Below are 14,071 nucleotides of genomic sequence, written 5' to 3'. Positions count from 1 at the left end.
CGGATTCACCTCAAAAGGGACACCCCATGCGTGAAGGCAGCGCTCCGCTGATTCGCCGCGAAGACTATGCGGCGCCGGCGTTCTGGATCAAGACGGTCGATCTGACCTTCGATCTGGACCCGGCCAAGACCCTGGTCATCAACAAGATGACCGTGGCCCCCAACCCGGCCCTGCCCGGCGCGCCCCTGCGCCTGGACGGCGAAGACATCAACCTCACGCGCGTGCTGGTCGATGGCGAGCCGGTGTCCTTCCGCACCGAAGGCGGCCAGCTCGTGCTGGAGAACCTGCCGCAGCAGCCTTTCAATCTGGAAATCCGCAGCACCTGCGCGCCCGAGAAGAACACGCAGCTGTCGGGCCTTTACACCAGCAGCGGTGGCTTCTTCACGCAGTGCGAGGCCCTGGGCTTTCGCCGCATCACCTATTTCCTGGACCGCCCCGACGTCATGGCCACCTACAAGGTGACCCTGAAAGCCGACCAGCGCAAGTACCCTGTGCTGCTGTCCAACGGCAACCTGGTGGAAGAGGGCAAGCTGGACGGCGGCAAGCACTTTGCCGTCTGGGAAGACCCGCATCCCAAGCCCTGCTACCTGTTTGCGCTGGTGGCCGCCGACCTGGTGCGCCGCGAACAGCGCATCCGCACCCGCGCGGGCCGCGACCACCTGCTGCAGATCTACGTGCGCGCCGGTGACCTCGACAAGACCGAGCACGCGATGAACTCGCTGATCGCGTCCATTGCCTGGGACGAGGCCCGCTTCGGCCTGAGCCTGGACCTGGAGCGCTTCATGGTCGTGGCCGTGAGCGACTTCAACATGGGCGCCATGGAGAACAAGGGGTTGAACATTTTCAACACCAAGTTCGTGCTGGCCAACCCGGCCACCGCCACCGACGTGGATTTCGGCAACGTCGAAAGCGTGGTCGCCCACGAGTACTTCCACAACTGGACCGGCAACCGCGTCACCTGCCGCGACTGGTTCCAGCTGTCGCTCAAGGAAGGCCTGACCGTTTTCCGCGACCAGCAGTTCAGCCAGGACATGGCCGGCAGCCCCAGCGCCCGTGCCGTCAAGCGCATCGAGGACGTGCGCACCCTGCGCCAGCTGCAGTTCCCCGAAGACGCGGGCCCCATGGCCCACCCTGTGCGCCCCGACAGCTACCTGGCCATCGACAATTTCTACACCGCCACCGTCTATGAGAAGGGTGCCGAGGTCGTGCGCATGATGCACACCCTGGTGGGCGATGAGGGCTTTGCCCAGGGCATGGCCCTGTACTTCGAACGCCACGACGGCCAGGCCGTGACCTGCGACGATTTCGCCCAGGCCATCGCCGATGCCAACCCTGACAGCGAGCTGGCCAAGCGCCTGGACGCGTTCAAGCGCTGGTACGCCCAGGCGGGCACGCCCCGCGTGAAGGTCGATGGCGTGTATGACGCCGCCAACCAGATCTACACCCTGACCTTGTCGCAGAGCTGCGTGGCCACGCCCGGGCAGCCGGTGAAGGCCCCTGTCGTGATCCCCGTGGCCATGGGCTTGGTGGCGCCGGATGGCCGGCAATTGAACCTGCATTTCGAAGGACAGTTGGCGTCGGTGGGCCACAACACCGTGCTGGTGCTGTCCGAGCCCGAACAGGCCTTCACCTTCGTGCACGTGCCGGTCGAGCCCGTGCCTTCGCTGCTGCGCGGCTTCTCTGCGCCCGTGGTGCTGGAGGCCGAACTCAGCGACGACGCCCTGTTCACCCTGCTCAGCCACGACCAGGACCCCTTCAACCGCTGGGAAGCCGCCCAGAAGCTGTCGCTGCGCCGTTTGCTGGCCGCGGTGGCGGGCAGCGGCCACGTCGAGCTGGACGCCCGCTTCGTCGAAGCCCTGCGCGGCGTGCTGCGCCACCCCGAGCTGGACGCCGCCTTCAAAGAACTGGTGTTGACCCTGCCGAGCGAGGCCTACGTGGCCGAACAGCTCGACCTGGTGGACCCGCAACGCATCCACGCGGCCCGCGAAGGCATGCGCCTGCAGTTTGCCCACGCCCTGCACGAGGATTGGGCCTGGGCCTACGAGCAACACCACGAGCTGGGCGGCTACTCCCCCGACCCGGTGAGCACCGGCCGCCGCGCCCTGGCCAACCTGGCCCTGGGCATGCTGGTGCTGGATGGCAGCGTGCGCCACAACCCCGTCTGGACGGGCAAGGCCCTGCAGCGCTTCCAGGACGCCAACAACATGACCGACCGCCTGGGCGCGCTGTCCGCCCTGGTGAACGCGCATGCCGAGCAGGCCGAGCAGGCCCTCGCTCACTTCCACCAGCAGTTCCGTGGCGAAGCCCTGGTCATCGACAAGTGGTTCAGCCTGCAGGCCTTGGCGCCTGAAAAGGACGGCAAGGTCTTTGCCCGTGCCAAGGCCCTGATGCTGCACCCCGACTTCACCCTGCGCACGCCCAACCGGGCCCGCAGCCTGCTGATGGCGCTGTGCCAGAGCAACCCGGCCGCCTTCCACCGCACCGATGCCGCCGGCTACGTGTTCTGGGCCGACCGCGTCATCGAGATCGACGGCATCAACCCGCAGCTGGCCGCCCGCCTGGCCCGCGCCATGGACCACTGGCGCCGCCTGGCCGAGCCCTACCGCACGGCAGCCCGCGAGGCCCTCAGCCGCGTGGCGGCGCGCACCGAGCTGTCGGACGATGTCCGCGAGATCGTCACACGCGCGTTGCAGGATTGAGCCTTCCCCGTTTTCAGACCCCGAGACCACCACCATGTCCAAACGCATCAGCCTCACGCAGTACCTGATCGAGCAGCAGCGCGGCGAAGCGCAGATCCCTGCTCAACTGCGCCTGCTCATCGAAGTCGTCGCGCGTGCCTGCAAGTCCATCGCCATCAGCGTCAACAAGGGCGCCCTCGGTGACGTGCTGGGCACCGCCGGCAGCGAGAACGTGCAGGGCGAAGTCCAGAAGAAGCTCGACATCATCGCCAACGAGGTGCTGATCGAGGCCAACGAATGGGGCGGTCACCTGGCCGGCATGGCCTCCGAAGAAATGGACGACATGCACGCCGTGCCGCTGCACTACCCACAGGGCGAATACCTGCTGCTATTCGACCCCCTGGACGGCTCCAGCAACATCGACGTCAACGTCAGCATCGGCACCATCTTCTCGGTGCTCAAGCACAAGGGCGGCGACGTCACGAACGACAGCTTCCTGCAGGCGGGCACCGACCAGGTTTGCGCCGGCTACTGCGTGTATGGCCCGCAAACCACGCTGGTGCTGACCGTGGGCCGCGGCGTGGTGATGTTCACGCTGGACCGCGAGCAGGGCTCGTGGGTGATGACCGCCGATCAGGTGAAGATCCCGGAAGACACCAAGGAGTTCGCCATCAACATGTCGAACATGCGCCACTGGGATGCCCCCGTGAAACGCTACATCGACGAGTGCCTGCAGGGCAAGGACGGTGCGCGCGGCAAGGACTTCAACATGCGCTGGATCGCCTCGATGGTGGCCGACGTGCACCGCATCCTGACCCGCGGCGGCATTTTCATGTACCCCTGGGACAAGCGCGAGCCCAACAAGCCCGGCAAGCTGCGCCTGATGTACGAAGCCAACCCCATGAGCTTCCTGGTGGAGCAGGCGGGTGGTGCCTCGACCAACGGCTTGCAGCGCATCATGGAGATCCAACCGGGCCAGTTGCACGAACGCGTCAGCGTGGTGCTGGGCTCGAAGAACGAGGTGGAGCGCGTCACGGCTTACCACCGTGAAGCGAAGTGAAAACGGTGGCAAAAAACCCGTTATAATTTTTGGCTGTGGTGTGATCTGCGTTGAGCAGATCACACCACGCGTGCCGGTGTAGCTCAGTCGGTAGAGCAGCTCATTCGTAATGAGAAGGTCGAGGGTTCGATTCCTTTCTCCGGCACCAATGAAATCAACAACTTAGCCTCAGACAGTGTCTGGGGCTTTGTTGTTTCTGGGCTCGATGTAAGGGCGGATGTAAGACTGTTTTGCTCGGTCTCTGCCAATGCCGCTCGGGGCCTCGTCTTCCAGCCGCTGACCTCGGGCCTTCACGCTGATTTGCTGATTCCCTGCCATTCAAACGGCCCAGCTTCCCCGGGCATCAGGTTCTCGGCGTTTGATTTCCAGTTCAAGGGGCGGATTTAATCCGCGCGTGAGAAACCGGCTGGTCAAGGGGGCGGGCGTTTCCAGAGATTGAAGCCCCCCCTGCCCCGGGCGGGGTGGGGTGGGGTGCGCCCGGCCCCGTGCCATCTGCTGCGGTTGACGCGCATCCTTGTTGCCCGCGGTGCCGGCCAGCGCTTGGACGATGTGGGCGAATGCCTGGGAACCTGGTGTGCTCATGCTGTAGTGCTTCGGGCTGGTGATGTCGTTGGGTGATGTGGCCGGCTGGTTGTTGCCCTTGGGCTGAGGGCGGAAGGATGGGCACCCTGGCCCTATGGACAGACCGGCCTTGCACACTGTGTGAAGCCACAGGCCCCACAGCGTGATGTCCAGCCGCTGTGTGCAGGTCTCGCAGCTCATCGCCCCAGCTCCTTGAACACGTCCTGGCAGTTGCGGGCCACGAATGCCACACCGCCGGCCTGTTTGATGAGCGCCAGAAAGTGGCGCTGCTCGTCGCTCACGCGGCCACCTTTGGCGCGCTTGACCTCTACGCCCAGCAGGCGGCCGTCTTTCATCTGCCCCAGCAGGTCGGGGCATCCAGGCCAGCCAAACCGAATGAAGCGGTTCCCCACCTTTGCGGCGCCGCTGTTCATGCGTCGCACCCAGGCGACAGATTGATGGGTGCTCAGGGCTCGCAGTACCTCGGCCAGTGCTGCGGCTTCGGGCTTCGTGTGGTGCCGTGGTTTGATGGGCTCCAGGCCGAACAGGTCGGGTAAGGCTTCCATGCTCAAGCCCTCCACCTGTTGACCAGCGCCCACCAGCAGGATGGGCACAGGGCCTGCCATGCCGGGTCCATCGGGGCGGCAGCACCACAAGAAGCGCAAGCCATGCGATGAGGCGTTGCCCCGAAAATCCCCGTTTCGGGGTGGTTCGGGGTTTTCCGGGTGTTCCCAGTACCCCGAAAATCCCCGAAGGCCCCTATAGGGGGCCGGGGGAATTCGGGGAGCCCGGCGGGGTGGTTCAGGTCAGCCATATCCACCCCTCGCCAAGCCCCAAAACCCCGCGTGAGACAAGCCCGGTAATCGCCTGCCTGGTGCGCTCGGTCTTGCGGTCGGGCTCCACGGCCAGGCTGTCGCGTAGCTTGGGCAGCACCGCCTCCAGCTCCAGGCATGGGCGCACCGAAGGCCCCCCACCTTTGCCGAAGTCGTGCGACGCCTTGAACAGTGGGCGCAGTGCGTCAAGGATGAGGCGCTGATTGCCACCGGCTGGCAGCTTGGCGGCCTTGACCTCTTGCACGGTCTCATCAGGCACCACCACGCATGACGTGATGGCGTCGCCCTCGTCATCGGCCCCGATGGTTTCCACCTCCAGGCGGAAGGGGTGCGCGGCTTCGTCCTCGCCCTCCTTGGACTTGGCCACCTTCCAGGCGCGGCCAGCGTCGCCCCTGGTCACTTCGATGGCGGCATCCAGTGCCGCGTGTAGGGATGAATGACCACGAAGCCCACGGGTCAGGTCTTTGCCTGTGTGGTGCACCAGCAGGACCAGCCCGCCGGCTGCGGCTTGCAGGGCCTTGCAGGCGTCAATGACGAGGCCCATCTCGGCGCCGCTGTTTTCATCGATGCCAGAGGCGGCGCGGTTGAGGGTGTCTATCACCACCACGCCGCCCCCGGCCCCCGTTGCCTTGATGGCCTCGGCCAGGGCTTGGGCATCCTCCAGCAGGGCGAAGGGCTGCGCCATGAAGTGCAGGGACTGCGGCAAAGCGCCCCGGCGCATCTTCCAGGCGTGCACACGCTGGGCAATGCCGTGCTCGCCCTCCAGGGCGCAATACACCACCGGGGCTTGCGTAACGCGATGGCCGAACCACCAGCGGCCGGCGGCAATGTGCGCGGCGGCATCGATGGCCAGGAAAGACTTGCCGCTTCCGCTGGGGCCATACAGGCAGGCCACGCCAGCAGCAGGCAGCACGCCACGCACCAGCCATTGCAGCGGTGGCAGCATCATCAGTTCATCGGCTGACATCAGCCTGAAGCGGTGGGCCGGGGCTTGGGCCTGCTCAAGCAGCGCCTCCAGGGCTTCGGCGCCATGCTCTTGCATGTGGTCGTTGACGTCATGGTTGCGCGGGCTGCCCTCGGGCATGGCCACCCACCGCGCGCCCGTGTCCTTGGCGATGCGTTCGGCGTCGTCTTCCTTGCCAGCGTCAGGCACCACCACCAGCGACAAGCCAGGATGTGCTGCACGCAGCTCCTTGGTGACGGTCGAAACCCGGCCCCAGCCGAAAGCCACCACGGCGGCGCAGCCTGTTGCCTTCCAACAGGCCCAGGCCTGCCCGATGCCCTCGACCACATAGGCTCGGCCTTGCGGCTCAAGGTCACCCACCACGAATACGCCCCGCATGGGGTGTCCGGGTAGGTTCATCTTTGGGCCATCGGCGGGAATGCATTGCAGGCTGACCAGCTCGCCGGCCGGCGTTTGGACTGGCACCAGCAAAGCGCCGGCCATGTCGCGGCCACCGATGCGCAGGCCACCAGCGCACACGCGCAGGCCATCGGGGCGGCCGCCCTTGCGGGTGATGTAGCCATGCTCGGCCGTTGCAGGTGCGGCGGCTTGCCAGACCTCAGCAGCACTCATGCCGGGGCGTATAGCGGCCCGTGGAGGCTCTTTGCGGGTCGGGGCCGGCGCACGTGCAGGGGTGGGCCTGTTCGCGTCTTGCTGGGGCTTCCAGCCATTGGCGCGGGCCATGTGAAACAAGGTGCCAGCCTGAACGGCTCCGCGTTCGTCGATGCTGCGCCATGCGTTCATCACATCGCGCTCGCCTTTGAAGTTCGACGCGGTGGAGCTCCACGCTGTCACGTCATCAACATCCAGGCCGGCGGCTTTGGCCCCGGCCATTACCTTCACCCAGGTCTGACGGTCGCAGCCTGGGTCGATGAATTGCAGGGCGTCGCGGGCTTGCTCTGGTGGGTATGTCATGCGTCAGCACCCCCAGCGGCGAAGGATGGCCAGACCCACGCAGGCGGCTGCCTGTGTCCACAAATGGCGCTCGGCCTGGGCACGTTCGCGCAGCTCTTCCAGCCGGTAGGACCAGGCCCAGGCGCGGTGATGAATCCACATCATGGGCGGCCACCTTTCGCACGGCGCGCCAGCCAGGCACACAAGCGGGCCTTGTCTGAGTCGGTCAGGTGGTAGATTCCCCGCAGCACCTCAAAGCCGTCCTTGTCGATGCAAGGGGTGCGGCTGCACGGAACATCAAGGCCACGGCGGCGCAGCTCGGCTATCAGCTCCGGGCCATTCGATGCACCAGAGATGCGGTCCACGTCCTCACGCGGTCGGGGCCTGACTTGCAGGGCGTTGATGATGCGGAGGTGACGCGGGTTGTCGGTTCCCGCAAAATGGCGCTTGCTCTCGGCGCTCGGGCTTCCCTTTCTGGGACTCGGGCGCTCTTTCATTGCACCCCCAGTAGTGCCTTGATGTCAGCGACGCGCCAGGCCAGGCGGCCATTGACGCGGATGGGGCGGATGGGGCCATTTTCAAGGCAGGCCCACAGGCGCAATGTCTGCTGGGCACGGTTGAGATGGGCCGCCGCTTCCGGCGTTGGGAGTGCCGCCCTCGGCTCGAATTCAAGGGGCGTCAGTTGAACAACTTTCGCTGTCATGCTTTGAACCTCTAGGTTCGTTGAACATGACCGCAGGCTCCGATTTCAGGCGGAAGCGAACAAAGCTCAGTTCCGCCTCGTTGAGATGACCTCTCGGACGTATCGTTGCGTCACCGTCACCCCTTGTGCGGCCGCGCGCTGGACGATGATGTTTACCCGGTTGCGGGTGTCCACACACTTCAACTTGGCGTTAATAGCCTCGACAGCCTGCCTCTTCCCGCCTCGGCTTCTCGCGCTCTCGGCGCCAGCCTTGGCCTTTTCTGCCGACGCCTGCCTGTAGATATCGAAGACCGCTACCAACGCGCCCAGCTCGGCCATCATGTTCATGGCCTGGTCGATGGCCCCAAGAAGCCGGTATCCCTCGGCATGTGCCGCGTGCTCATAGATGCGCGCAGCCAGGCCCGTGATGGAGTCGCCCGGATGCTGGCGCTGGTCGATGACCTCAGCCCTCAGCAGGGTGCCGTGTGGCGCCTCATTCAGCAGGGGGCCTGTCGTGATGCCCTCGCCCTCGATGACTGCCAACGCCTCTACTTTCAGGCCCGGCAGGGCGCGCAGGCTCACGCGGTTGGGCTTGACCTCCCACAGCTCCACCGGACCGTGTTCTGTCTCGTGCGTGGTCACCCGGCGCCTGGTGTACTGGCGCCCCTTGAGCGTCGGTCTCTTCACATGCACCCCCGTGCATCCCCAATGAAAGAAACCCCAGCGGGACACGTCGGGGGCCGTGTCTTTCGGTCAGGCTTGCGGCCTGCCTAGCTGGGGCTCAAATCATTATGACCGCGCTGGCCCAGCGCATCGGCGCAGGCGGTCGGCACCTAGCGTTGCGGTGCTTTGCTGCGAATGACTGGCGACGTCGTCCGGAGCGTCAGGGTCAAATGTCGTCAGAAAACCGCCCACAGCCTGAACGCGCCATGTGTTCCGCACAGCGTCAGCCCTCCCCATGACCTTCACCATGCGCCCGTGATTCATGCGCGGCGATGTGGCGCTAGCCCATATCAGGCAATAGTCGCCGATGTGGAGGCGGTCCCATCGGCGCAGGGCAGTCACCACACGGGGCAAGCGCCCCCGCCTTTTCGGGTTCAGCACGGGCGCACGCTCGTCTGTGAACATGGCCACGACGTTGTCAGCCAGTCGGGGCCGGGGTGGTTTGGGTGGCGGCGGTTCAACGGGCGGCAGCGCCGGAAGAACGATATAGCGCCATCCGGGCGGCGGCGTAATTGAACGAGAATCGGCCTTAGCCATGCTTCACCTCTGCTGTAGGTGGGTTGTGGTCAGGGGCTGGCCAGTGTTCCACCACTGCCCGGCCCCGCTTGTTTGCCTGAGTCCGTCAGGCGGCGGGTCTGTGACCTTCCAGGGCCATGCGAGCGATGAACCCGGAGCGGGTTTCGCCTTGAGCGCCAGCCAGGGCATCCAGGCGGCGCAGCACGCGGCGGGGCAGACTGATGTTCACGCGTTCGAGCGTGTCATCCAGCGCGGCTGGGTCAACCCTCACCACTGCCCATGCCCAGCTTTTCCACTCTTTGTGCGCCTTGCGCAGGGCTTCGATGCTGCTGGGCGCGGGGATGTCTTGCCCGGCATCGATGGCGGTTTCAATCCAGGCCACGATGGCTTCCTCGGCCATGGCCATGGCTTCTTCCAGGGTGTCACCAGCAGAGAAGCAGCCAGGCAGGTCAGGGACGACCACGCCGAAGGCTTCGGTGTCGGTGCCGGGTTCGATGGCGACGGGGTAATACATGGTGGATGCCTCTCAGATGCCTGCTTGCTGCCGGATTGCCTTGACCAGCCCCTTACCCAAGTCCTTCTTGGGGTGTGGAACCACGACGATGCCGGGGCGCTGCGGGTGCGTGAAAACATGGTGTGAACCGTTCACGCGTGCCAACTGCCACCCGGTCTTGCGTAGTTCCTTGATGAGGTCGGCGCTGCTCATTTGTGTATGGTACACATGATGTGTATGGTGTGTAAATAGTCAAGGGGCGGAAATGACGCGCAGCCTCCCTGGCTCGGTCTTCTCGTCAAACTGCACGCCGGCAAGCGCCAGGATGTGGGCCTCAATCTGTGCCAGGAAGGGGCGCAGGGCATCCACGCTGCGGGGGCGGTAGCCCTCGGCCGTGGCGCTTGGCTTGTGGCCCATCACTTGGGCAATGGCGCCAGCAGGTGCCCCGGCTGCTTCACCCAGCAAAGAGAACGAACGGCGCAGGCCGTGAATGGTCAATCCATCAATCCCGGTGCCTTGCAGGGCCTTGGTGTGGCTGTTGCGCGGGTCGGACATGCGGCCGGAGGCGCCCACTGTGGCCACGGCGCCCACTGGTGCGGCCTTGCCCGCCTTGGTGTTGTCGCGCTCCCGGCGCTTGATGTTGGCGGTGTCTGTCTTGAGTGTGCGGGTGCTGGCGAACACCCATTCGCTGTGGCGAGGCAGGGTGCCCAGCAGTTGGGCAAGGTAGGGCGTCAGGGGAATGGTGCGGGTGGCTTCCACCTTGTCGGCTATGGTCAGCTTGCGCCATTGGAAGTCCACGTCCTGCCACTTGAGCCCGGCCATTTCTTCTCGGCGGGCGCCAGTCAGCAGCAGGGCGCGCAGGTACACCGATGCGGTGCGGTTGCTCAACTGCTCCACCCCGGTCCACCAGCCGGCGACCTGTGCGGCCTCCAGGCAGTCGGTGCGGCGCTTCATGCTCGGTAGGTCTTGCAGCAGGGCCGGGGCACGGCCTGCGTCAACGTCCACCAGTGCGCGGTACTTGGGCCGGGTGGCGCACCAGCGCAGGAAGCCCCGGAACATCATCAAGGCTCGGGCGGCCTGGTGCTTGCTGTTGCGTGCCTCGCTGTCTTGCCAGGCTTTCAGTGTGTCCTCGGTGATGTCCACCAGTCGGAGCGACAGCAGGGGCCAGAGTGGGCCGGGCCGGGTCTTGCCGGTTCCTCGCTTCTTGGGTTCGCCGCCTGGTGCTGCCATCCGTCTGAGGTCTTCGAGGTAGCGGGGCTTCCAGGCGTCGCGGCGCTTGGGCTTGCCTTCCTCCAGGTACTCGGGCCAGACATCACCCACGGTCACTGCCTGCGCGACCTTCTCGGCCTCCTGTTCCTTTTGTGCCGCTACGGCTTGCCGCTTGAGGCTGCGCGGGTCTTTGCCCTCGTCAATCAGCCGCTGCAGCTCTCGCGCTTTGGCTTGGGCGTCCTTGATGCTCCAGGCGGCAGGGCTGCCGATGGTGATGCGGACATCGCGCCCGCAGTACAGGCCCTGAAAGACATAGGCGGGCTTGCCGTGTGGGGTGGCTCGAAGGCCAAGGCCGGGGGTTACCTCGTCCCAGAGGAAGGCCTGCTGCTTGCCCTCGGGGCACTTGAAAGCCGCGACCCGCGCGGCGGTGAAAGGCATCTTCGCCATGTCTGCTCCCGGTCTTACATCGGCCGGATGTAAGGGCGGATGTAAGACCAAAACCTGAAAACAGGCGAATCTCTTTCAACGAGTATCGCCGCCTCCCTCAGCTATTTCTAGAGGGAGATGGCAGTTTATCAACGATTGTGAATGGCCGCGAACACCTGATATCGCTCATTCGTAATGAGAAGGTCGAGGGTTCGATTCCTTTCTCCGGCACCAATGACATCCCACACAAAGCCAACCTCGCAAGGGTTGGCTTTGTTGTTTCAGGGGCAGCCCACAACGTCTGTGGTGAGGAAGGCGGTCTGGTTGCCTTGCTGGGCCACGGCCGAGGCGCAACGCAGCGCATGGCCTTCGACGATGTCGCGCTCCTGCGAGCGGCAGCCGGTGGCATTCGCGCACTGGCGGCTGCGCTGGGTGTCGTAGCCCTGGAAGCGCCAGTTCATGCGGAGCTGGTCCACCGCCCGGGGGGCACCGTCGCTGTCACAGCGGCCTTCGGTGACCCAGCTTTCCACTTGGCGCTCGCTGTACGCGACATAGAAGCCGCCAACCAGGCGCAGGTGCAGGCAAAAGGGCGGGCTTTCCGCTGCGCCAACGAATTTCGGTGCCAGCGTCACGCTGTCCACCCGCAACTCGTCTTTCTGCTGGATCGGGGGCAGGGTGCAGGCGCTGCCCAGCAGGCTCAGGACGAGCATGGTGCCGACAGACGCGATCAGGGCGGGGCGCAAGCGGGGCAGGTTCATGCCTTGCATGCTGAGGCAAGGCGGGCGCGGCCATGGCCCGATGTGGGGCGAAGATGCGGGCCAGTTCGCCAGACCTGGCTCAAGCCTGGCTCAAAAACGCATGCACCTGCTGCGCCGCATGGGCCGGGTCTTCCTGCATGAAGCAGTGGCCGCCAGGCACTTCGCGCGTTTCCACCGCGTCGTTGAGCTGGCGCCAGCGCTGGGCGGCTTCGCCCACGAAGGGGAAGGTGTGCTGGGCGTGCAGCATCAACACGGGGGTGCGCACGCGGCCCAGCACGGACCACAGCCGGTCGGGCCCGGAGCTGAAGATTTCGGCTTCGCGGCTGGGCTGGCATTTCAGGCGCACACCGTCGTCGGCATCGGCCAGGGCGTGGGTCACGAAGGCCTGCATGGCGTCGTCGGTCCAGCCCTTGTAGGTGCCGCGGCCGGTGAGGGCGGCTTGGGCTTCTGCGCGGCTGGGCCAGTGGTCGCGGCGGGCGCGGGCCTGGCGGGCCAGCGGGGTGTGGCGCAGGACGCCCGTGAGCTCACCCAGCGACATCCCCATCAGCATGGCCGGGCTGAACAGCACCGGGTCGAGCAGCACCACCCGCTCGAACAGACCGCGGTGCTCGCCTGCGATCAGGGCCGTCAGCACGCCGCCAAAGCTGTGCCCGGCGGCCACATGGCGCACGCCTGCGAAGGCCTGGCCTTGGCTTTTCAGGGCCTCCACGGCGAGGTCGGCGCTGCGGTTCCAGCCGACGAAGCGTTCACCGTGGTCGCTGTCGCCGTGGCCTTGCGCGTCGCTGAGCCACAGGTCGAAGTGCGCGCTCAGGTGGCGCAGCATGGGCTCATAGACGCGCCCGCAAAAGCCGTTGCCATGCAGGAAGTGCAGCAGGGGTTTGCCGCTGGGCGGGGTGTGCCAGCCGCGCAGCGTGAAGCCGTGGCGGGTGGGGTGCTGCCAGGAGATCAAATCCATGGGAGTGATTTGGCCATGAAAAAGCCCCCGAAGGGGCTGTGGGGGACGCGTGCCCGGTGTGCGCAGGCGCAGGTCAGACGCGCTCGATGACCATGGCGATGCCCTGGCCGCCGCCAATGCACATCGTGATCAGGGCGTAGCGGCCGCCGGTGCGTTGCAGTTCGTAGATGGCCTTGGTCACCAGGATGGCACCCGTGGCACCCACGGGGTGGCCCAGCGAGATGCCCGAGCCGTTGGGGTTGGTCTTCTCGTTGGGGAAGCCCATTTCCTTGGACACGGCACAGGCTTGCGCGGCGAAGGCTTCGTTGGCCTCGATCAGGTCGAGGTCAGAGACCTTCAGGCCGGCCTTTTCCAGGGCCAGCTTGGACGCTGGCACGGGGCCGATGCCCATGAACTCGGGGTCCACGCCAGCGTGGGCGTAAGACACCAGGCGTGCCAGTGGCTTGAGGCCCAGGGCCTTGGCCTTGTCGGCAGAAGCCATCACCACGGCAGCGGCGCCATCGTTCAGGGTGGAGGCGTTGCCGGCGGTGACGGTGCCTTCTTCCTTCTTGAAGGCGGGCTTCATCTTGCCCAGGGCATCGACCGTGGTGTCGCTCTTGACGCCTTCGTCGGTGTCGAACAGCACCACGCCCTTGCGGGTCTTGAGCTCGACCGGGACGATCTGTTCCTTGAACAGGCCGGCTTCGATGGCCTTGGCCGCGCGCTGTTGCGATTGCACGGCGTAGGCGTCTTGCTGCTCGCGGGTGATCTCGTGGCGGTTGGCCACGTTCTCGGCGGTGATGCCCATGTGGATGTGCAAGCGCGGGTCGTGCAGGGCGCCCAGCATGTAGTCCAGCATCTTCACGTCGCCCATGCGCGCACCCCAGCGGTTGGAGGTGACGATGTAGGCGCCGCGGCTCATGGACTCGGCACCGGCGCCGATGGCCACGTCGCAATCACCCAGCAGGATGGACTGGGCGGCCGACACCACGGCTTGCAGGCCCGAACCGCACAGGCGGTTGACGTTGAAGGCGGGGGCCTCTTGCGGCACGCCGGCGTTCAGGGCGGCCACGCGGCTGATGTAGGCGTCTTGCGGCACGGTCGGGATCACATGGCCGAGCACCACGTGGCCGACGTCTTGCGGCTTCACGCCAGCGCGCTCCAGGGCGGTCTTGATGACCAGGGCGCCGAGCTCGGCCGGAGGGGTGTCCTTGAGCGAGCCACCGAAAGAGCCGATGGCGGTGCGGGCGGCGCCCAAGAAGACGACTTCACGAGTCATGGTGTGATCCTTCCAGAGGGGT

The 14,071-nt window shown here is 65.8% G+C and carries 14 protein-coding genes and 1 tRNA gene; 3 read left to right on the top strand and 12 right to left on the bottom strand.

Features of this window, described 5'->3' with window-relative positions; all coding sequences use genetic code 11:
• Positions 1-26: 26 nt before the first annotated feature.
• The 3 genes from pepN (at position 27) to EV672_RS01095 (ending at position 3,886) form a co-directional block, all read left to right on the top strand.
• Positions 27-2,699 carry an aminopeptidase N gene (pepN, locus tag EV672_RS01105; protein ID WP_133605742.1) on the top strand — a complete coding sequence of 891 codons (2,673 nt, stop codon included), beginning with the start codon at positions 27-29 and terminating at the stop codon, positions 2,697-2,699.
• 34 nt (positions 2,700-2,733) lie between these two features.
• Entirely contained in the window at positions 2,734-3,738 is a 1,005-nt protein-coding gene (locus EV672_RS01100) for a class 1 fructose-bisphosphatase (protein WP_133605741.1), read from the top strand.
• 72 nt (positions 3,739-3,810) lie between these two features.
• Positions 3,811-3,886, top strand: a tRNA-Thr gene (locus EV672_RS01095).
• Positions 3,887-4,496: 610 nt separating this feature from the next.
• Here the strand turns inward: EV672_RS01095 and EV672_RS01090 are convergent.
• The 12 genes from EV672_RS01090 to EV672_RS01040 form a co-directional block, all read right to left on the bottom strand.
• Complete coding sequence (locus tag EV672_RS01090; protein WP_243738449.1) at positions 4,497-4,925, bottom strand: VRR-NUC domain-containing protein; 429 nt, start codon at positions 4,923-4,925, stop codon at positions 4,497-4,499.
• A gap of 175 nt (positions 4,926-5,100) precedes the next feature.
• On the bottom strand, positions 5,101-7,050 hold the full coding sequence (locus EV672_RS01085; RefSeq protein WP_133605740.1) for an AAA family ATPase: 1,950 nt from the start codon (positions 7,048-7,050) through the stop codon (positions 5,101-5,103).
• Positions 7,051-7,053: 3 nt separating this feature from the next.
• On the bottom strand, positions 7,054-7,194 hold the full coding sequence (locus EV672_RS18645; RefSeq protein WP_166643401.1) for a hypothetical protein: 141 nt from the start codon (positions 7,192-7,194) through the stop codon (positions 7,054-7,056).
• Positions 7,191-7,394, bottom strand: a complete 204-nt coding sequence (locus EV672_RS18915; RefSeq protein ID WP_243738448.1) for a hypothetical protein — start codon at positions 7,392-7,394, stop codon at positions 7,191-7,193. Before EV672_RS18915 ends, EV672_RS18645 begins: the two co-directional genes overlap by 4 nt.
• A gap of 128 nt (positions 7,395-7,522) precedes the next feature.
• Positions 7,523-7,732 (bottom strand): DNA-binding protein, encoded by a 210-nt coding sequence (locus EV672_RS01075; protein ID WP_133605738.1) that lies wholly within the window; start codon positions 7,730-7,732, stop codon positions 7,523-7,525.
• A gap of 66 nt (positions 7,733-7,798) precedes the next feature.
• Entirely contained in the window at positions 7,799-8,353 is a 555-nt protein-coding gene (locus EV672_RS01070) for a hypothetical protein (protein WP_133605737.1), read from the bottom strand.
• A gap of 703 nt (positions 8,354-9,056) precedes the next feature.
• Entirely contained in the window at positions 9,057-9,464 is a 408-nt protein-coding gene (locus EV672_RS01065; protein ID WP_133605736.1) for a type II toxin-antitoxin system HicB family antitoxin, read from the bottom strand.
• 12 nt (positions 9,465-9,476) lie between these two features.
• Positions 9,477-9,656 carry a type II toxin-antitoxin system HicA family toxin gene (locus EV672_RS01060; protein WP_133605735.1) on the bottom strand — a complete coding sequence of 60 codons (180 nt, stop codon included), beginning with the start codon at positions 9,654-9,656 and terminating at the stop codon, positions 9,477-9,479.
• A 39-nt stretch (positions 9,657-9,695) separates the two neighbouring features.
• Positions 9,696-11,099, bottom strand: coding sequence for a tyrosine-type recombinase/integrase (locus EV672_RS01055; RefSeq protein ID WP_133605734.1), 1,404 nt, complete (start codon positions 11,097-11,099; stop codon positions 9,696-9,698).
• Positions 11,100-11,359: 260 nt separating this feature from the next.
• Entirely contained in the window at positions 11,360-11,836 is a 477-nt protein-coding gene (locus tag EV672_RS01050) for a hypothetical protein (RefSeq protein ID WP_133605733.1), read from the bottom strand.
• 79 nt (positions 11,837-11,915) lie between these two features.
• Entirely contained in the window at positions 11,916-12,791 is an 876-nt protein-coding gene (locus EV672_RS01045; RefSeq protein WP_133605732.1) for an alpha/beta fold hydrolase, read from the bottom strand.
• Between the two features lie 73 nt (positions 12,792-12,864).
• A complete protein-coding gene (locus tag EV672_RS01040; protein ID WP_133605731.1) occupies positions 12,865-14,049 on the bottom strand; it encodes an acetyl-CoA C-acyltransferase family protein in 1,185 nt (394 codons plus the stop codon).
• Between the last annotated feature and the right edge of the window lie 22 nt (positions 14,050-14,071).

Source organism: Aquabacterium commune (assembly GCF_004362855.1).
GTDB lineage: Bacteria > Pseudomonadota > Gammaproteobacteria > Burkholderiales > Burkholderiaceae_C > Aquabacterium > Aquabacterium commune.
Note: the sequence above shows the minus strand (reverse complement) of the source record. Positions and strands in the feature narration are given on the sequence as shown.